This window comes from Desulfomarina profundi, assembly GCF_019703855.1.
Lineage (GTDB): Bacteria > Desulfobacterota > Desulfobulbia > Desulfobulbales > Desulfocapsaceae > Desulfomarina > Desulfomarina profundi.
Genome location: NZ_AP024086.1, coordinates 1,172,827 through 1,192,084 on the forward strand (window position 1 = coordinate 1,172,827; position 19,258 = coordinate 1,192,084).

Below are 19,258 nucleotides of genomic sequence, written 5' to 3' on the forward strand. Positions count from 1 at the left end.
GTGTTTGAGCGGAGGATTTCTTCGGCGGAAAAAACAGGGGATTATTTATGAAAAGAACGGGTTTTGTTTACGATGATAGATACTTACTGCATACTACCGGGGGGTATCATCCGGAATGTCCGGAACGATTGAAAGCCATCTGCAAAGGTTTGTCGAAATCCGGTATCCTTGAAAAATTGATTCAGATTCCTGCAGAGAAAGCAAATCAGCGATGGATTGAAGCTGTGCATAATATACATTATATAATGCGATTCCAGGATACCTGCCTGATGGGCCTGCCTGAATTTGATCACCCCGATAATGGCATCTGCAGGGAGAGTTATGAAATTGCCTTTCTCGCTGCAGGCGGTGTATTGAAAGCCATAGACGAGGTGATGGCAGGAAATATCGATAATGCCTTCTGTGCCGTTCGGCCTCCCGGACATCATGCGGAAGTAGATAAACCCATGGGTTTTTGTTATTTCAACAATGTTGCCATTGGTGCCCGTTACCTGCAGAAGCAGTACGGTCTTGAACGGGTTGGAATTATAGATTTTGACGTACATCATGGCAACGGAACCCAGCATATTTTTGATCAGGATCCTACGGTTTTTTATTACTCGATACATGAGCATCCATCGTTCGCTTACCCTGGAACCGGAAGAGAATTTGAAACCGGTGTTGGTATTGGTGATGGATATACACTCAATTCACCTATATTGCCCGGGCGGGGAGATGAAGAGTACAGGAAAAAAATAACACAGGATCTGATTCCAGCCTTTAAAAAATTCAGGCCGGAATTTATTTTGGTTTCGGCAGGATTTGATGCCCATGTGACAGACTTGATGTCGGGAACCAACCTGACCACGGATGGCTATGATTTTGTATCGGAAGTTGTAGTCAATCTGGTGAATACCCTGACTGACGGTAAAGTGGTTTCCGTGTTGGAGGGAGGATACAATCTTGATATATTGCCACTTCTGGTGGAAAACCATATAAAATTGCTTGCTGATTTACGTAAATAAAAATTGAAGCGGATTTTTTTATAAATTTTGTATTTTGGAGGAATTATGTTTGTAAGTGAAAGGATGTCCACAGACTTGATAACAACAAGTCCTGATCTTTCCATTGCTGAGGCCAGGAAATTAATGACTGATAACGGGATCAGGCATCTTCCGGTCGTAGATGAAAAAGGTTTGCTGGTAGGGATAGTTACTGATCGTGACATGCGGGATGCGATGCCTTCGACTCTGCTGAAAAAAGAGGATTATGAGATCACCCTGGAAAAAATCATGGATTTTCCAGTGAAAGAAATCATGACAAAGGAGCCGTTGACCATTTATGCGTATTTCACCCTGCAGGACACCCTGCTGGTCATGCAGAAAAAGAAGGTTGGAGCGTTACCGGTAATTGATGAACAAGGGTATTTGAAAGGGATTCTGTCTACCAGGGATCTGCTTTCCGCCTTTGTAAATATCATGGGAATCGATGAACCCGGCAGTCTTCTCTGTATTCTCACTAAAGAGAAACCCGGGCAGATGAAAAAAATAATCGATGTTATTACCGAAGAGAATATTTCCCTCGGCAGTGTACTGGTTGCAAGATTCTGGGATGGCGAAAAACGGGCTGTTTTTCCGTACCTGCATACAAATAACGTTATTAATGTGAAGAAAAAGCTGCAGGAAATCGGATTTGAGCTCATTGATCCGATGAAATGGTATCTTGATCAGCTGCCAGGGAAAAAATAGGATTTACTCTTCAAGTATCAGCCAACAATTCTCATCAGTTCTGGCGGCGTCAGCTTCAACGTTCCGGAGTCTGCGCTTACCTGGCAGTACATTATAGTGATCTATATTTATTGCCGAAATATGCAGTAGATGTCGTCGCCTGGACTGAGCTTGGGGAACATTGTGTAAATATAGCTCAATCACTGGGAATTGGCTCATTGTTTGATCAGGTTTTATTTTGGGTTTCTTTCCTTTTCCAACTCTTCAGGACTCATGGTCCAGAAGGGAGTTCCGTCTTTTGTCAGTCTCACCTTGAATTCGAAATGTTCCCCCTGCTTCACTTTTGAGGCAATAAAGACGTCTTTGCCATCAATAAACGCCCAGCATCCCTTGACTTTGGTTTTCACACCCTTGCGCAGCCCGGTTCCTTTTGCATCGGCAAAAGAACGGGGACAGAGGTGGACCAGGATATTATCATCCCCTTCACGGAGGATAAAAGCTGTTCCAGGGCTCATTCCTGAAAGTGGTGTCACAGTTTTGAATTTGACAAGGATTCCCTTGAGAGTGTCCCGTTCCTTAGCATTGTAATAGGAGTTGTAGTCAGAACCGTTTTCCCAACCGTCCTTTTCGGCTGCCAGTGAGAAGACAGGGTAAAGGGCAGTAAGAAAAAATACTGTAATTATTGTGTATGTATTGAATTTTTTCATTTTGTAAAAAGAGTGTTTAAAGTTATATGTTTTGTTTAAAGAAATCCTCAAGAAGAGTTTTTCGCCAACCTCCGGTCTGTCTTAACTGAGCATTTCCTGCCATCTTGCCGTTGCTGCTGAGCATTTTAACCACCTGTTTCAATTCGGCGCTGGTACCGACAAGGGGAGGTGCTATGCCCAGAAGTTCACATTTCAATGCAATGAGGTTGTTCAGCTTTTCATAGGTTTTTTTCTGTCTTATGTTCAAACGTATAGAACGTTTGACTGAGGGAAAAGATGAAGGATCCTGCCTGCAGGTTTCATCGGTTACTGCACTAATGGTTTTGCCGTATTTTTTAAAAGCATTAGCTGAAAGAATCCCGACCTCACGGAGCATATCAACAGTTCGAGGTCGTTGTCTGGCCAGTTCAAGAAGAACCGTGTCTTTTATAATGTGCCCCCTCGGTCTGTTCAGCTTTCTGGCGGTGGTTTCCCGCCAGATTGTCAGATTTTTCAATACAGCCAGGCCAAGCCTGTCCAGACTGCCGGAACCCCTTATTTTTCTAAATTTTTTATCCAGTGGCGGTCCTGAATATGTAGCTGGATTGTTCAGGAGATTGAGTTCTTCCTGAAGCCACGCTTTGATTTTAGGACCAATGATCCGGGTCAGGAGAATAACCCTGATTGCCCTGAGATAGCGAACATCGTTGAGGCCATAGGCAATCTGCTCGGAACTGAGAGGCCGTTGCATCCAGTTTGTTCGGGTTTCGGTTTTGGAAATTGTTATATCAAGGAGCTCTCTGGCAAGATTGCAGAGGGAGAGTGTGGCTGGAAGATTGGAAAAACCTGCGGCCAGCCTGGTGTCAAAAATATTCTGGGGAACTGCACCTGTTGCCCTGTGGAGTATTACGAGATCCTGGGGAGCATCATGAAAAATTTTCACAATGCTTCTGTCCGCCAGCAGTTGCCCGAAAGGTGACAAATCTTTTATGGCGCAGGGGTCAATAAGATAGCAGTCTTCATCCGAGAGGGCAATCTGGATAAGGCCCAACTGGGGGAAATATGTCCGTTCCCAGACAAATTCCGTATCCAGTGCAATGGCGTCAGTTTGTTTCGCCAGTTGCACCAGTTTTTGCAGATTATTGTTGTTCTGAATCAGGGTGTCGAGTTTTTCCATTCTTTTCTAGTCCATATCAACTGCAGGCATCCTTGAAAACTGCTGATTTTCCTGATTGCTGTGTTATCAAGGACCCTTGGGGAGTAACGGCAGTGTGAAAAACATTTTCTGATATTCAATCAACAGACTCATATATCAACAGAAATTTTTTCTTTATGTCTTTTCTCTATTCATCAAACAAGACATAAAGAAAAAGAAAAAACAAGAAATATTCTTCTTTTATCGTGTTTTAAAGTGTTATTTTTCGTATTATCGAATGTATTCCGGATTTTGAATGAAGGAGTAAGCTGCATCTGCTGGCTCAGCAACAACGAGGCAGCGAAAATCCCAACTGTGACAGAAAGACCATCTGTGGCGGGATTTTCAGATCATCCGGCAGAGTCGTATCGAATGGTTCGGTAATAATATATAATACTTTATCATATCTTTTTCAGCGATCTGAATTCTACGGACAATGTTTGTTTATATTGTAAAACGCATTCTTCTGATGATACCAACCCTGTTTGGCGTTATGTTTGTGACCTTTGTCATTACCCAGTTTGTTCCCGGGGGACCTGTTGAAAAAATGATTTCGGATATTGAAGGTTATGGCAAAGGCGGGGGGGAGGTGAGCGGGGGGACGGTAGGAATTTATCGGGGCGCATCAGGGTTGGACAAAGAGAAGGTGGAGGAACTGAAAAAACTGTACGGTTTCGATAAGTCGCCCGCTGAACGGTTTCTTACCATGATGAAGAACTATCTTGTTTTTGATTTTGGTGATTCCTATTACTATAACAGGAGCGTGGTTGACCTGGTTCTCTCCCGAATGCCTGTTTCCATGTCCCTTGGGTTATGGAATTTTCTCATTGTATACGGTATCTGTATTCCCCTTGGCATAAAGAAGGCAGTCCGGGATGGTTCCCGTTTTGATACGTTGAGTTCAACCGTTATTCTGATTGGTTATGGTATTCCCGGTTTTGTTCTCGGGGTACTGCTCCTGGTGCTCTTTGGTGGGGGAAGTTTCTGGTCGATCTTTCCCCTGCGCGGTCTGGTTTCCGATAACTGGGCAGAGTTGAGTTATCTTGGAAAAGTTCTGGATTATCTGTGGCATATGGTCCTACCGGTTACGGCAGGTGGCGTGGGAAGTCTTGCTGTAATGACCATGCTTACAAAAAATGCCTTTCTGGAGGAGATTCGCAGGCAGTATGTTTTAACCGCCAGGGCCAAGGGATTGTCAGAAAACCAGGTTCTGTACAAACATATTTTCAGAAATGGAATTATTCCTATCATAACGGGTTTTCCAGGATTTTTTCTTGCATCATTCTTTACCGGAAGTTTGTTGATTGAGACCATTTTTTCCCTGGACGGCATGGGACTGCTTGCCTATGAATCCGTATTGAACCGTGATTATCCGGTCGTACTCGGCACACTCTATTTTTTTACATTGATCGGACTTGTTTCTCGACTGCTATCTGACCTGAGTTACGTGCTGGTTGATCCCCGTATCAGCTTCAAGGCAGTGGAGGGTTGATATGGCAGATGAATTACACCATTGGTCCAGTGCGGGGTACCGGCGAAAACGGTACTGGCAGAGGTTCAGGAGAAACAGAAGGGGCTATTTCAGCCTGGTGATATTTCTGCTGCTCTTTGTTACCAGCGGTTTTGCTGAACTGATCAGTAATGATGCCCCTCTGGTTGTCCACTATCAGGGCAGGTTTTATTTTCCTGTGTTTGTATCATATCCGGAGACGGTTTTTGGAGGTGATTTTGAAACGGAAACCGATTACAAAGATCCTTATTTTCGAAAACTTATTGAGGGACCAGGGAATTATGTGATATTCCCACCCGTGCAACACAGTTATAACTCCATCAATTTTTACATTAATGCCCCTCTGCCTTCACCACCGACACGCGAAAATCTCCTGGGGACCGATGACCGGGGCAGGGATGTGCTGGCCAGACTTATTTATGGATTTCGCTTGAGTGTTCTTTTTGGTCTTGTTTTGACTCTGGCGGGCAGTTTTTTTGGTATTCTCGTGGGAAGCGTGCAGGGTTTTTTCGGGGGGCGTGTTGATCTGATTGTTCAGCGACTCATTGAAATATGGAGTGCAATGCCTGAGCTGTACCTGCTCATTATTTTTGCGTCGCTCTTCCAGCCTTCAATTTTTCTCCTTTTTCTTCTCCTTTCTCTCTTCAGCTGGATGGGTTTGTCCGATTATGTAAGAGCCGAATTTCTGCGGGGAAGAAACATGGAGTATGTCAAGGCAGCCAGGGCTCTCGGAGTTTCCAACATTGCCATAATGTGGCGTCATCTGCTGCCGAACAGCATGACTCCGGTCATAACCTTTCTCCCTTTCAGGGTTTCCGCGTCAATTCTCGCCCTGACCAGTCTTGATTTTCTCGGACTTGGTGTTCCTCCATCTACTCCCAGCCTTGGCGAGCTTCTTGCAGAAGGAAAAAACAATATTGATGCCTGGTGGCTTTCCATGTCATCTTTTTTTGTGCTTGTCCTGACCCTCGTCCTCCTGATTTTCATAGGAGAAGCATTGCGGGATACTTTTGATCCGAGGAAGGGGGAATCGATCGGTGAATGAAATATCAGCAGGATTCAGGTGTAAAAATTACCGGCCGGGTAAATTTTGTATCCCCTGGAAGAGAGAATTTCCCATGGAGGGATGAAATTTAAGGATATTGACATATAGGAATATTGATCTATATATGGTGCAATGTGGATGAATTCTTGACTGAATTAAGTAATTATACGCCTCTTCCTTACTTTTTTATATAATGTATCACTCAGGACGGAACTTCCGGTATGAAATCAAATAAAACAAACCCGTTGGGAACTCTGGGAAATACCGGACTGTATATCATGGCCGATCTGGGCAGAATGACCCTGTTTCTTGGAAAAGCTTTCCGGGGAATTTTCAGGAGGCCATTCAGGTTCAGGGAACTGCTCAGGCAGATTAATTTCATTGGTGTCGGGTCACTGGCAGTAATTTTTTTTACTGCTGCTTCCACGGGAATGGTGCTTGGTCTGCAGGGATATTATTCATTAAATAAATTTGGCGCTGAAGGGATGCTGGGCTCTGCTGTTTCACTGACCCTGATCATGGAGCTTGGTCCGGTTCTTACCGCTTTGATGGTGGCAGGTCGGGCAGGTTCTGCGATGTGCGCTGAACTTGGCATCATGCGGATATCTGAACAGATTGATGCTCTGGAATGTATGGCGGTGGATCCCTTTCGATATTTTATTACACCCAAATTTCTGGCAATACTTATCTCACTGCCTCTGCTGACTGTTATTTTTGATGTAGTGGGGATTGCCGGGGGATATGTTGCCGGAGTTTCACTGATGGATGTCAATCCGGGAAGTTATATTGAAGGGATGCGCTCAAGCGTTACAAATCATGATATTCAGCTTGGAGTTATAAAATCGTTCGTTTTTGCCCTCCTGGTCGTCTGGATCTGTACCGGCAGGGGTTATTTTGTCAGGGAAATCAGGGGTGCCGGTTTTGGCGCGGAAAGTGTCAGCAGAGTGACGACACAGGCAGTGGTTCTTTCCTCGATTTCCGTTCTGGTGTTTGATTATCTTCTTACAGCGGTACTTCTCTGATGACGTCGGCTATTGAGTTTATAAATGTATCGAAATCGTTCAGTAAAAAAGACGGTTCCATTCAGACCGTACTCGATGCTGTCAGTTTTTCTATCCCGAAGGGACAGACGACGGTTATTGCCGGAGGGAGTGGCCAGGGGAAAAGTGTTACCTTAAAACTTATTCTTGGTCTTATGCGGGCTGACAGCGGACAGGTTCTGGTGCAGGGCACTGATGTAACAAGAATCAGGGGGAAGGAACTGGAGAAGCTGCGCACTCATTTCGGTGTTCTTTTTCAGGGATCTGCTCTCTTTGATTCACTCACTGTTTTTGAAAACGTGGCTCTGCCTCTCAGGGAGAGAACACAGAAGTCGGAAGAGGAAATAAGGGAACTGGTCATGACTACTCTTGCCCAGCTTGAATTGTCGGGACATGAAGAAAAATATCCAGCTCAGTTGAGTGGAGGAATGCGAAAACGTGTTGGTCTGGCCAGGGCCATGCAGCTCAATCCTGAGATTATGCTCTTTGATGAGCCGACGACCGGACTTGACCCGGTCATGTCCCAGGAAATATATCATCTCTTTGCCGGGACACAGGCCGAGTTTGGTTTTACTTCAATTATTGTCAGTCATGATATTCCAAAAATCTTTAATCTGGCAGATCGGGTCATTATTCTGGAACGGGGGAACATGGATGTGTTCGGCAGTCCTGAAGAGATTCAGTGGTCTGAAAAGCCTCATATCCGGGAATTTGTGAAAATGACCATGGGCGATATTTATCAAAGTCATCTGGTGGAAAAATGAAAAACAGTACTCTTGAAATCCTGGTTGGGTTGTTTATGATTATCGGTTTCTGTGCCTTTGGTTACCTGGCCCTGCAACTCGGGGAAGTTTCTTTTCTGACCAGTGGGTCAACTTATACGATCAAGGCGGAATTTGACAACGTTGCCGGAGTGAAAAAGGGAGCCTCTGTTCAGGTCGCCGGTGTTCCTGTCGGCAGTGTCGCAGATATTTCCCTGGGGGAAGACGATGTCGCGGTTCTGACTTTGCAGCTCGACAACGACCTGCAGGTTCCAACTGATTCCATGGCTTCGGTAAAATCCCAGGGAATCATAGGGGATAAATATATTCAGTTGAGTCTCGGGGGAGAGGAGGAAATGTTTAAACCGGGCGATGTCCTGCGGGAAACTGAATCCTCCCTTGATATAGAATCACTGATCTCCAAATTTGCCTTTGGGAGTGCGAAATAATGAACGTTCTGAGAAGAATTATCTGTCAGTTTCTGTTGGTTTCATTGTTGCTGTGTTCCAGTGGTGCAGCCGCAGATAAAAGCCCGACTGCGGCATTGAAGCCTGTTCTTGATGAGTTGACCACCATACTGATCGACACATCCCTCAAGGGCGATGAGCATCGAACAGAAAGACGCACTAAAATAATGGAAGTGATAAGTCACGGGTTTGATTTTAAGGAAATGTCCAAGAGAATACTTGGCAAAACCTGGCGCAGGATAGATGATTCCCAGAAAGTATATTTTACCCGACTCATTAAAAAGCTCCTTGAAAATGTCTATATAGGAAAACTCGAAAGCTATTCGGGGCAGGAAATTGAGTTCAACGCGGAGATTATTAAAGGAAAGAGGGCCCAGGTTTCTACCTTTATAGAGAATAAGGGCATAAAAATTCCGGTTCACTATATAATGAAACAGGTGAACAACCGCTGGATGGTTTATGACATCAATATTGAAGGTGTCAGTCTCGTGCGAAATTATCAACAGCAATTCAAGCCGATTCTGCGTAAGGAAAAATTTAAAGGGTTGATTAAAGTATTGGAGGAAAAAAATAATTCTTTCCGCAAGGAGCCTGGGGACAAGCAGAATTCGTAGACGAGTTTTTCATGTTTCCTCGCAGTTTTTGCAGAACTTGAATGGAAAAAAATATTCATTTCAGAAAAGCTATAAATCGTAATTTTTTAAATTCGTCTGGACGCCGGAGTAAATAAAACATGCACAAACTCGACAAAGAGTTGCAGAATCTTTTTTTCAGGACTTTTGCCCCGGAAAAAAAAGAATTTCTGTTTTCCCTGCTGGATGAAATATCCCTGGATGAAGGTGATATCCTTTTCACCACCGGACAACGGGGAGATGCAATGTTTTTTATAGCCGAAGGACGGCTCGCCGTTCAGGAACGAACTGGTTTTGCAGAGAGGACCCAGGTTGTTGCTCTGTTGGACCAGGGTGCACCGGTGGGTGAGGGCGCTCTTTTACCCGGTCATGTCCACAGTGCTACTCTTCTGGCGGTAAAAAAGACCAGGATTTTTACCCTTTCACGAAAACGTTATCTCCAGTTAAAAGAGGATGATCCAGGTCTGGCTGTGGCATTGCTGGAATCCGTGTTTGCCAGGACCTGTCTGCGACTGCAGAAGAGTTCTGAGCGGCTTTCCCGGGTTCTTTGAACTATTTTTTTTGGCTGTATATAAGAAATTCAACCAGGAACCTGTCCGAGAACAGGACTCATGAGTTTGTTGATTTTCGTTCGAGAGTGGCTTTCCGAAGATATGAAAAGGTGATGAAGGCCGCCGAAAAGTGTTGGGAGCTCCGAAAAGAGTGAATTTTTTCCGGGAGTGAATTTTTTTCTGGCGATTATTCCTTAAATTGATTATTTTTCCTTTCTTTTGTTTCAGATACAATCCTCATTGTCATTTTATTGATTTATGAAGCTGGTCGTCGAGAAAATAACCGGAGAGCATAATCATTATACAATCGGAAGTGAGGATTGGGTCCCTTTCCCGGAACGAAGTGTCGATTTTTCCGCTCGATTGACGATCACCGTCTATCGCCAAACGGATGAATCAGTAGTCCTGGAAGGGATGTTTGAAGGGGACTGGACAGTGAGTTGTGACAGGTGTGGAGAACCAGTTCAGCACGGATTGTCAGGTGACTTTTCTTACCAGGGTATATCTCCCGGAGAAACTGTTTTTGAAACCGGGGAAAAAGAGGTCCTCGCAGAGGATGTAAATATCCTGTATCTGGAAGAACCTTTTATTGATCTTTTTGAAATTCTGCAGGAACAGGTGTACCTTGCATTACCCGTCAGGGTTTTGTGCAGTGAAGATTGCAAGGGGATATGTCCGCAATGTGGTGTGACTCTCAATGATGCCGATTGCAGATGCTTATCGGACAGAGCGGACTCTCCCTTCGCTGTTTTAAAGAAAATTTGTAAATAACGAAAAAGACAAAACGGTATGTTTTCATACCTGATTGGAGGATAAAATGGCATTACCTAAAAGAAGGCATTCTCGCTCACGTACCAGAAAAAGACGTTCCCATGATGCATTGAAAGCCCCCGGACTTTCAGTCTGTGGCGAATGTGGTGAGCCAAAGGAACCGCACAGACTGTGCGGCAGCTGCGGGAAATATAAAGGTAGAACTGTTTACAGTTTTGATACTGATCTGGAATAGGAGAGCACTGTGCAAATAGCTCTGGACGCCATGGCTGGTGACCATGGCCCTGAGGACTTGATTGCCGGAGCACTGCTTGCCGCTGAACAGGCCGGGTTGGAAGTAAGTCTTGTTGGAGATGAACCTCTTCTTCAGGACTATATTGACAAGCTTGCACCTGCACCTGAACTATTGGATCTTATAAAAATTGTCCATGCATCTCAGGTTATAGAGATGAATGAACATCCGGTCGACGCAATTCGTAAGAAAAAGGATTCGTCGGTGATGGTGGCTTTTGACCTGCTGAAACAGGGTAAGGTTGAAGCTGTGGTCAGTGCCGGAAATTCAGGCGCGACAATGGCTGCTGGCGTACGTAAGCTTGGACGCTTAAACGGAGTTTCCCGTCCAGGAATAGCCTCTGTTTTCCCAACGTTGAAAAAACCGGTTATTCTTATGGATATCGGTGCCAATGTTGACTGTCGTCCCCAGCATCTTTTTCAGTTTGCGGTGATGGCATCAGCATTTTCACGCGTCCTTGATATATCCAATCCCAGCGTGGGACTTCTCACCATTGGGGAAGAAACAGGCAAAGGTAACAATCTTATAAAGGAGACGTTTCCCCTGTTGCAGAACAGTTCTCTGAATTTTATCGGTAATGTTGAAGGTAGAGATGTTTTTCAGGGGAATGTCGATGTCATTGTCTGCGATGGATTTGTAGGAAATATATGTCTGAAAATCAGTGAGGGTCTGGCTGAAGCCGCCATGATGATGCTCAGGGATGAAATCCTTAAATCGTGGATGGCAAAACTTGGTTATCTTATGGCCCGTCCTGCCTTTAAAAGATTCAAGAAAAGGGTGGATTATGCCACATATGGTGGTGCACCACTTCTTGGCCTTGCGGGTACCGGGATCATCTGTCACGGGAAATCAAGTTCTGAAGCAATAAAAAATGCAATCATTGAAGCTTCAAAAATGGTAAAGCATAATATTAATCAGGATATCCAGCGTAGTCTCAATTCTGAAGAAAACCGAGTATAGAGTGGAGGTCGAATGGGAACTGTCGTACTGGGAACGGGATCCTGTTTACCCAAAAAAATATTGACCAATGCCGAGCTTGAGAGCATTGTTGACACCAATGACGAATGGATTCGAAGCCGGACCGGTATAGAAGCCAGGCGTATTGGCGGGAAAGGGGAAAAAGCTTACCAACTTGCCGCAAATGCTGCTCGAAAAGCCCTTGAGGCTGCCGAGGTTTTGCCCGAAGAACTGGATCTTGTGGTTGTGGGTACCATCAGTTCGCATATGCTTATGCCCTCTACTGCCTGTTTTGTTCAAAATGAAATAGGTGCCCGGAATGCCTTCGCTTATGATCTGAACGCAGCCTGCTCAGGTTTTCTCTATGGTTATGATCTTGCTGATAAATATATTCGTGCTGACCGTAGCAAAAAGATTTTGGTTATAGGTGTAGAGACATTATCGGCCAGGCTGGACTGGACTGACCGGAATACCTGTATTCTCTTTGGGGACGGGGCTGGTGCTGCGGTTTTCGGCTACAGTGATTCTGACAGAGGGCTCATTGATGCGCAGATGGGGTCTGACGGCAAATTGTGGAATCTGTTATGCATGCATGCTCCCAAAAGCCTTAATCCCGATCTTGAAGTGGAGGGTAACCCCGGTGCCCATATTCTCATGGAGGGTCGGGAAGTCTTCAAACATGCCGTGAGAGCAATGGAAGAAGCGGTCCGCGGGGTGCTTGAAAAAAGTGGACTGGGTATGAAGGAGGTTGACTGTGTCATACCTCACCAGGCAAATATCCGGATATTAAAAAATCTGGCCGATCGCCTTGAAATACCGCCGGAAAAGATGTTCGTAAATGTCTCAAAATACGGTAACACTTCGGCAGCATCAATTCCAATAGCATTGGATGAAGCAAACAGGGAAGGGTTCCTCGCTATCGGGAAAACTGTATTATTCTGTTCGTTTGGAGGTGGATTTACCTGGGGAGCAGTCCTGACAAAGTGGTAAACAGGAGATTTTGAAATGGATTATTTTTTAACTGAAGAACAACAGATGATCGTCGATATTGCAAGACAGATCACTGATGAAAGAATTATACCAATCCGTGCAGAGCTTGACGAGAAGCACGAGTTTCCACGGGCAATTCTCAATGAAATGGCCCAGGCAGATCTTTTTGGTGTTCCAATTCCTGAGGAATACGGAGGTTTTGGTGGAGGCTGTTTTGATATTGTTCTTATTCTTGAGCAGCTCAGTCGTGGTTGCGTGGGAGTGGGAACCGCGTTTGCCGCAAATTTCCTGGGTGCCTATCCGATTATCATAAGCGGCTCTGAAGAAATGAAACAGAAATACCTTCCCAGTATTGCGACTGGAAAGAAATTTGCTGCTTTCGGTCTGACTGAAGCCAATGCAGGTTCGGATGCATCGGGTATTCAGACAACGGCTGTCCTCGATGGGGATGAGTGGGTCATTAACGGTACCAAGCAGTGGATAACCAATGGTGGTGAGGCTCAGGTTTATTCCATCGTTGCTATTACTGATCGCAGCAAGGGGCCCCGCGGAGCATCCATGTTCGTCATTGAAGAGGGAGACCCCGGTTTCAGCTGTGGTCCCAAGGAGAAAAAAATGGGTATCAGAGCTTCATCAACAACGGAGCTCATATTCAAAGATTGCCGGATCCCCAAGGACAGGTTGATTGGCCGCAAGGGGACAGGTTTTATAACGGTCATGAAAACTCTGGATCTTTCCAGACCAGGGATTGCCGCTCTTGGGATAGGTCTGGCGCAGGGTGCTCTTGATGAGGCTGCACCGTATGCCAAACAGAGAAAACAGTTTGGCAGGCCGATAATCGGTTTTCAGGCTGTTCAGCATCTTCTGGCTGATATGGCCATCGGTATTGAATCTGCGAGGGCACTGGTTTATGCAGCGGCAAAACATATTCAGGCCCACCCCAAAGATATGTCAAAAGCTTCCTCCATCTGCAAGGTTCATGCAACTGATGTGGCGATGAAAGTGACAACCGATGCCGTTCAGGTTATGGGTGGGTATGGTTATATGTGTGAATACCCGGTGGAAAAGATGATGAGGGATGCAAAAATACTTCAGATTTACGAAGGTACGAATCAAATCCAGAGAAATGTCATCGGTCAGGAACTGAATAAGGAATATGCAAAATGATTTCTTTTCAAGGTCACCTGGGAAATGCAGGGCTTTAATAAATAATAAGAGTTCGGTTCAGTATATGAATATAATTGTTTGTGTGAAGCAGGTACCTGACGCAAAAGATGTCCGGCTGGATCCGGAGACGAACACTCTTGCGCGTGAAGGTGTTGAATCAATAATGAATCCCTACGACCAGCATGCACTGGAAGAGGCGGTTCGTTTAAAGGAAGCCCACGGTGGAGAAGTGACCGTTCTTACCATGGGGCCTCCCCAGGCAGAAGATGTTTTGCGTCAGGCAGTCAGTTGTGGTGCCGATAAAGCCGTTCTTGTTTCTGACAGAGCCTTTGCCGGTGCGGATACGTGGGCTACCGCCTATACTCTTTCCCGGGCTGTTCTGAAAACCGGTAAATTTGATCTTATTCTCTGCGGGAAACAGGCAATTGATGGTGATACAGCCCAGGTGGGTCCGGGTTTGGCTCTGCGCCTTGATATTCCATATGTCACATGCGCACAGAAAATAAGGCAGGTTGAATCTGGTGCGCTTGTTGTGGAAAGGATGATGGATGACGGGTATGATGTTGTTGAAATACGCCTTCCGGCATTGCTCTCGGTTGTAAAGAACATAAATGAACCCAGAGTACCTTCCCTTAAGGGAAAGATGAAGGCCAAAAAAATAGATATCACTACACTGAGTGCGGAAGATATTGAAGCTGACAGCAAATGTATAGGTCTGCCCGGTTCACCGACCCAGGTGGTGAATGTATTTCCTCCCCCTGCAAGAGGAGATAAGGCAATCCTTACAGGGACATTGGATGAACAGATAGAACAACTTGTAGAAAAGCTGGTGCCGTTTTTTCAGCAAGGCGGAAATCAATAATTATGTTAAAAGTAAATGAAGAACTCTGTATAGGTTGCGGAATCTGTGAGGAAAACTGCCCCTTTGGCGCAATCACCATAGAAGATGGGTGTGCGGTCATCGGTGAGAGTTGTACTCTCTGCGGTTCCTGTGTGGAAAGTTGCGAGGTTGAGGCCCTGAGTCTGGACGTTGAAAAAGAAGCAAAAACTGATATTGCAGACTGGAAGGGAGTGCAGGTATTTTGCGAATTCAGGGGTGGGGAGCTGGCAACAGTATCACTTGAGCTCCTCGGCATTGGACGGACTCTTGCAGATAAACGTGGTGTACAGCTGTCTGCTGTTCTTATTGGTCATGAAACTGGAAATGTTGCGGATGAACTGATCGGCTATGGTGCCGATATTGTTTACCGCACAGATCATGAGGCTCTGGCCGATTTCACTGATGAAAGGTATTGTGCAGTTTTGGCCTCAGTCATAAAGGAATATAAGCCGGAGATCGTTCTGGCAGGTGCAACAGCGATTGGCCGTTCTTTTATCCCCGGAGTAGCTACAGTGTTGAATGCCGGTCTGACGGCAGACTGTACCCGGCTTGAAATTCGTGATGAAGACGGGGCTCTGCTGCAGACAAGACCTGCTTTTGGCGGAAATATCATGGCCACCATTGTTTGTGAATCATCCAGACCGCAGATGTCAACGGTTCGACCGAAGGTGATGAAAGCGCTTGAGTTTGATGGGTCGCGTAAGGGAGAGATTATAGATATTGATCCAGCTCCTTCATTATTGGAAAGTCGTGTAAAAGTACTGGAAACAGTTGCGTCCCAAGGGGCTGAAGTAAATATTCAGGAAGCGGATATACTGGTTTCAGGTGGCAGAGGGCTTGAAAGTGAAAAAGGGTTTGAGCTGATAAGAAAACTGGCGGACACCATGGGAGCAAAAGTCTCGGCGTCAAGAGCTGTTGTGGATGCCGGATGGATCCCCTATCCCCATCAGGTTGGCCAGACCGGTAAAACTGTGGCGCCAAAACTGTATATTGCCTGTGGTATTTCAGGCGCTGTCCAGCATGTGGCTGGTATGCAGTCTACAGAAACTATTGTGGCAATAAACAGGGATAAAAACGCATCTATATTTGACATCGCAGATTATGGTATTGTAGGGGATCTGTTTGAGGTGATTCCTAAATTGATCAAAAGAATAGAGGAGCGTCGCTGATATGGAACTTGACGGAAAAGTTGCGGTAGTCACCGGTGGCAGCAGAGGAATAGGCAGGGCCATATGTGTACGACTTGCTTCCATGGGCGCTCTTGTGTATATCAATTATGTCAGTAGAGCAGAAGCTGCACGGGAGACACGGAAAAAGATCCTTGAAAATGGTGGTAAGGCTGAGATTATCGGATTCAATGTAGCTGATGGGACAGCTGTCACCGATGCTTTCAAAAACATCGTGAAGGAAGCGGGGAAAATTGACATCCTTGTGAATAATGCCGGCATTACAAGAGACGGTTTGATGGCACGAATGAAGGAGACTGACTGGGATGCGGTACTGGATACAAATTTGAAAGGGGTGTTCCTCTGTTCAAAAGCAGTTTCAAAAACGATGATGAAAAAGAGGTGGGGACGTATTGTCAATATCTCTTCTGTTTCCGGTTTTGCAGGTAATCCTGGACAGGTAAACTATTCCGCCGCAAAAGCCGGGTTGACAGGTTTGACTAAATCTGTTGCCAGAGAGTATGGCTCAAGAAACATTACCGTAAACAGTGTGGCCCCGGCTATATTGAAACGGAAATGACGGATCTTTTAGGTGAAGATGTGAAAGAGCAGTTGACAAGTGAAATACCCCTCAACTGTCTGGGCACAACTGATGATGTGGCCGGAGCTGTTGCTTTTCTCGTTTCAGAGGACGGCAGGTACATTACAGGACAGACTCTTCATGTGAATGGTGGCATGTATATGTAGTTGTAATAAAAAGTAAATAAAAACAGGAGAATGACAAATGGCTATTGAGCAGGAAATGATAGATATAATCGTTGAGCAGTTAAGCGTTGAAAAAGAAAAAGTAGTACCGAATGCATCTTTCGTCGATGATCTTGGTGCTGATTCACTTGATCTTGTTGAACTGATCATGGCAATGGAAGAAGGTTTTGATATTGAAATCCCTGATGAGGATGCAGAAGGAATTTCCACGGTTCAGGATGCAATTGATTACGTCAATAAGCAGAAAGGGTAAATCCTTTGATTGGGGTGGCAATATCAGTATCCTACTGCCTGGTTTTCTGTTTTGGAAATGAGTTCTAACGTTCATTAAAACAGACAATTGCAGGATATTGAAGCTTACTCGGATCGTATACCCCGATTCTGTTTAATCATGAGAAGGGCATATAAGGAGAAGCTATAGTGAAGCGAAGGGTTGTAGTTACAGGACTCGGGCTGGTTACTCCATTGGGAACCGGGCTGGAAAAGAGCTGGAATAACATATGCTCAGGTAAGAGTGGGATAGATCTGATTACCCGGTTCGATGTCAGTAATTATGGTGTGCAGATTGCCGCGGAAGTCAAAGATTTTAAATCAGATGATTTTATGGACAAAAAACAGGTCAAACACCTTGACCTGTTTGTGCAGTATGGTATTGCTGCTGCCATGATGGCCATGAAGGACAGTGGTTTTGAAGTCACTGAGGAAAATTGTGAGAGAATCGGTGTCATTACCGGCTGCGGTATGGGTGGATTGCCGACCATTGAAAAATACCATAAGGTTTGTCTGGAACGGGGACCGAAAAGGATCACCCCGTTTTTTATTCCCATGGTTATACCCAATATGCCGTCCGGGCATATCTCAATGGTTTTGAAAACCAAAGGGCCTAATCTTACATTGACTACAGCCTGTGCTGCAGGAACTCACGCAGTAGGGGAGGCATACAGACATATCAAGTATGGCAGTAGCGATATGGTGATCACCGGGGGAACAGAGGCTGTTGTCTGTCCCCTGGGGATCAGTGGTTTCGCAGCGATGAAGGCCCTTTCAACTAGAAATGATTCTCCGCAGGAGGCCTCACGTCCCTTCGACAGGGAGCGAGACGGGTTTGTCATGGCGGAGGGTTCCGGGATGCTGGTGCTGGAAGAATATGAACAGGCTCTGGCACGTGGAGCTCGGATTTATGCGGAAGTTACGGGGTATGGGTTGAGCAGTGATGCTTACCATATTGCCGCTCCTCCGGAAAATGGTGAAGGTGGTGCAAGAGCAATGAAAGTGGCTCTGCAGGATGCAGGTTTTACACCTGACAGGATTGACTATATCAATGCCCATGGAACTTCGACACCTCTCAATGACAGATGTGAGACGATTGCCATAAAAACTGTTTTTGGAGATCATGCAAAATCCCTTGCTGTCAGTTCCACGAAATCGATGACCGGACATATGCTTGGCGCCGCTGGGGGATTGAGTCTGTATTTACGGCACTCAGTGTAAGTGATCAGATTGCTCCACCGACAATAAATTTAAAAGATCCCAGCCCGGAATGTGATCTGGATTATGTACCGAATGAGGCCAGAAAGATGGAAATTCGAGCGGCTATGTCAAATTCATTTGGTTTTGGCGGGACAAACGCAGCAATTATTATGAGTCGTTTTGACGGGAACTAATCAGGGATGCTTCAGGAGTTGTATAAACGGAGAAAACAGTGAAAATTGTTATTGGTGCGGATCATGGCGGGTTTGACTTGAAAGGGGCTGTAAAGACTTTCCTGGCCGGAGAACACCACCAAGTAATTGACGTTGGCTGCAGTTCTGCAGTTTCAGTTGATTACCCTGATTTCGCAGAAAAAGCAGTCCAGGTCTTTAATGAAAAATCATGCGATTTTGGTATTCTCATATGTGGTACAGGTATAGGCATGTCCATCGCCGCTAACAGGCATCGTGAAATTCGTGCCGCCAACTGCCATACGAAGCAGCTCACAGTGTTAAGTCGGGAGCATAATAATGCCAATTTTCTATGTCTCGGGGCAAGGGTGATAGATGAAACTCTGGCTCTGGAGCTGGTGGACATTTGGCTGAAAACGGAATTTGCCGGAGGAAGACATCAGCGTCGGATTGAAAAGTTCAGCAGTTTTGCGGGCTAGGAGTTTGTTCGGGAATAACCGTTTCGTTCAAAACATACTACAGGCATATAATTGATATTCCAAGGATATTTTTTTGACAAATCCAAAGAGTTGAGGTGAAAGATCATTATCGGGTCGTCTCCTCGATAAAAATGCTATTCAACTGGAATACATTTCCATCTTTGATGCCAGTAGAATAGTCTTCATGGATCATGAATCCGACTCAACCATAAACTGTCTTCTTGCTTGACCTCCTGAATGAAAAATATCGTTTTCTGACGAATCTTGATTCAGTTGTTTTCAATTTCAGAATATAATATTTATTATCAAATTTTCATGAAAGCCGAGATTGCGTTTGCAAGATCGGCTTTTTGTGTTGTATGTTTCCAGTGTAGTATTATCTATCCGGATTTTTAATGAACATTGTGTAATAATTGTTAACATGTAATTAACCTTGAAGACCAGATAATCAAAAGGGAACGCAGGCAGTTAAAAGCCTCGAACTCAGTTAGTGGTTGTCCATAAATGGCCTTTTTGCCCGATTTCCGGGTCGCTACG

At 45.2% G+C, this 19,258-nt stretch carries 20 protein-coding genes and 2 pseudogenes; 20 read left to right on the forward strand and 2 right to left on the reverse strand.

What is annotated here, in order from left to right:
• Positions 1-47: 47 nt before the first annotated feature.
• Both LO777_RS05450 and LO777_RS05455 read left to right on the forward strand, forming a co-directional pair.
• Positions 48-1,004 (forward strand): histone deacetylase family protein, encoded by a 957-nt coding sequence (locus tag LO777_RS05450; protein WP_228856527.1) that lies wholly within the window; start codon positions 48-50, stop codon positions 1,002-1,004.
• Positions 1,005-1,049: 45 nt separating this feature from the next.
• A complete protein-coding gene (locus LO777_RS05455; RefSeq protein WP_228856528.1) occupies positions 1,050-1,727 on the forward strand; it encodes a CBS and ACT domain-containing protein in 678 nt (225 codons plus the stop codon).
• Positions 1,728-1,939: 212 nt separating this feature from the next.
• On the opposite strand, the gene LO777_RS05460 is transcribed toward LO777_RS05455, so the two are convergent.
• Positions 1,940-2,413, reverse strand: coding sequence for a hypothetical protein (locus LO777_RS05460; RefSeq protein WP_228856529.1), 474 nt, complete (start codon positions 2,411-2,413; stop codon positions 1,940-1,942).
• A gap of 22 nt (positions 2,414-2,435) precedes the next feature.
• On the reverse strand, positions 2,436-3,569 hold the full coding sequence (locus LO777_RS05465; RefSeq protein ID WP_228856530.1) for a ribonuclease D: 1,134 nt from the start codon (positions 3,567-3,569) through the stop codon (positions 2,436-2,438).
• A gap of 454 nt (positions 3,570-4,023) precedes the next feature.
• Between LO777_RS05465 and LO777_RS05470 the strand changes: the two genes are divergently transcribed.
• The 18 genes and pseudogenes from LO777_RS05470 to rpiB all read left to right on the forward strand — a co-directional run bounded on the left by LO777_RS05470 (position 4,024) and on the right by rpiB (position 18,721).
• Entirely contained in the window at positions 4,024-5,079 is a 1,056-nt protein-coding gene (locus LO777_RS05470; RefSeq protein WP_228856531.1) for a microcin C ABC transporter permease YejB, read from the forward strand.
• A 1-nt stretch (position 5,080) separates the two neighbouring features.
• Complete coding sequence (locus LO777_RS05475; RefSeq protein ID WP_228856532.1) at positions 5,081-6,142, forward strand: ABC transporter permease; 1,062 nt, start codon at positions 5,081-5,083, stop codon at positions 6,140-6,142.
• A 221-nt stretch (positions 6,143-6,363) separates the two neighbouring features.
• Complete coding sequence (locus LO777_RS05480; RefSeq protein WP_228856533.1) at positions 6,364-7,164, forward strand: MlaE family ABC transporter permease; 801 nt, start codon at positions 6,364-6,366, stop codon at positions 7,162-7,164.
• Positions 7,164-7,946 (forward strand): ABC transporter ATP-binding protein, encoded by a 783-nt coding sequence (locus LO777_RS05485; RefSeq protein ID WP_228856534.1) that lies wholly within the window; start codon positions 7,164-7,166, stop codon positions 7,944-7,946. The genes LO777_RS05480 and LO777_RS05485 overlap by 1 nt, the downstream gene beginning before the upstream one ends.
• Positions 7,943-8,392 carry an outer membrane lipid asymmetry maintenance protein MlaD gene (mlaD, locus tag LO777_RS05490; protein WP_228856535.1) on the forward strand — a complete coding sequence of 150 codons (450 nt, stop codon included), beginning with the start codon at positions 7,943-7,945 and terminating at the stop codon, positions 8,390-8,392. Before LO777_RS05485 ends, mlaD begins: the two co-directional genes overlap by 4 nt.
• Complete coding sequence (locus tag LO777_RS05495; protein WP_228856536.1) at positions 8,392-9,024, forward strand: MlaC/ttg2D family ABC transporter substrate-binding protein; 633 nt, start codon at positions 8,392-8,394, stop codon at positions 9,022-9,024. Before mlaD ends, LO777_RS05495 begins: the two co-directional genes overlap by 1 nt.
• A 119-nt stretch (positions 9,025-9,143) precedes the next feature.
• Positions 9,144-9,593 carry a cyclic nucleotide-binding domain-containing protein gene (locus LO777_RS05500; RefSeq protein WP_228856537.1) on the forward strand — a complete coding sequence of 150 codons (450 nt, stop codon included), beginning with the start codon at positions 9,144-9,146 and terminating at the stop codon, positions 9,591-9,593.
• A gap of 258 nt (positions 9,594-9,851) precedes the next feature.
• A complete protein-coding gene (locus LO777_RS05505; RefSeq protein ID WP_228856538.1) occupies positions 9,852-10,364 on the forward strand; it encodes a YceD family protein in 513 nt (170 codons plus the stop codon).
• Between the two features lie 46 nt (positions 10,365-10,410).
• Entirely contained in the window at positions 10,411-10,599 is a 189-nt protein-coding gene (rpmF, locus tag LO777_RS05510; RefSeq protein ID WP_228856539.1) for a 50S ribosomal protein L32, read from the forward strand.
• A 9-nt stretch (positions 10,600-10,608) separates the two neighbouring features.
• Positions 10,609-11,616, forward strand: a complete 1,008-nt coding sequence (gene plsX, locus LO777_RS05515) for a phosphate acyltransferase PlsX (protein ID WP_228856540.1) — start codon at positions 10,609-10,611, stop codon at positions 11,614-11,616.
• 12 nt (positions 11,617-11,628) lie between these two features.
• On the forward strand, positions 11,629-12,603 hold the full coding sequence (locus LO777_RS05520; RefSeq protein WP_228856541.1) for a beta-ketoacyl-ACP synthase III: 975 nt from the start codon (positions 11,629-11,631) through the stop codon (positions 12,601-12,603).
• Positions 12,604-12,618: 15 nt separating this feature from the next.
• Positions 12,619-13,770 carry an acyl-CoA dehydrogenase family protein gene (locus LO777_RS05525; RefSeq protein WP_228856542.1) on the forward strand — a complete coding sequence of 384 codons (1,152 nt, stop codon included), beginning with the start codon at positions 12,619-12,621 and terminating at the stop codon, positions 13,768-13,770.
• 64 nt (positions 13,771-13,834) lie between these two features.
• Positions 13,835-14,632: an electron transfer flavoprotein subunit beta/FixA family protein gene (locus LO777_RS05530; RefSeq protein ID WP_228856543.1), complete on the forward strand. Its 798-nt coding sequence runs from the start codon at positions 13,835-13,837 to the stop codon at positions 14,630-14,632.
• Positions 14,632-15,819, forward strand: coding sequence for an FAD-binding protein (locus LO777_RS05535; protein ID WP_407929121.1), 1,188 nt, complete (start codon positions 14,632-14,634; stop codon positions 15,817-15,819). The genes LO777_RS05530 and LO777_RS05535 overlap by 1 nt, the downstream gene beginning before the upstream one ends.
• A gap of 1 nt (position 15,820) precedes the next feature.
• Positions 15,821-16,563: pseudogene (fabG, locus tag LO777_RS05540) on the forward strand (3-oxoacyl-[acyl-carrier-protein] reductase).
• Between the two features lie 37 nt (positions 16,564-16,600).
• Entirely contained in the window at positions 16,601-16,834 is a 234-nt protein-coding gene (gene acpP, locus LO777_RS05545; RefSeq protein ID WP_228856545.1) for an acyl carrier protein, read from the forward strand.
• 164 nt (positions 16,835-16,998) lie between these two features.
• Positions 16,999-18,245 (forward strand): annotated as a pseudogene (gene fabF, locus LO777_RS05550) (beta-ketoacyl-ACP synthase II).
• 38 nt (positions 18,246-18,283) lie between these two features.
• Positions 18,284-18,721 (forward strand): ribose 5-phosphate isomerase B, encoded by a 438-nt coding sequence (rpiB, locus tag LO777_RS05555; RefSeq protein ID WP_228856546.1) that lies wholly within the window; start codon positions 18,284-18,286, stop codon positions 18,719-18,721.
• Positions 18,722-19,258 lie beyond the last annotated feature (537 nt).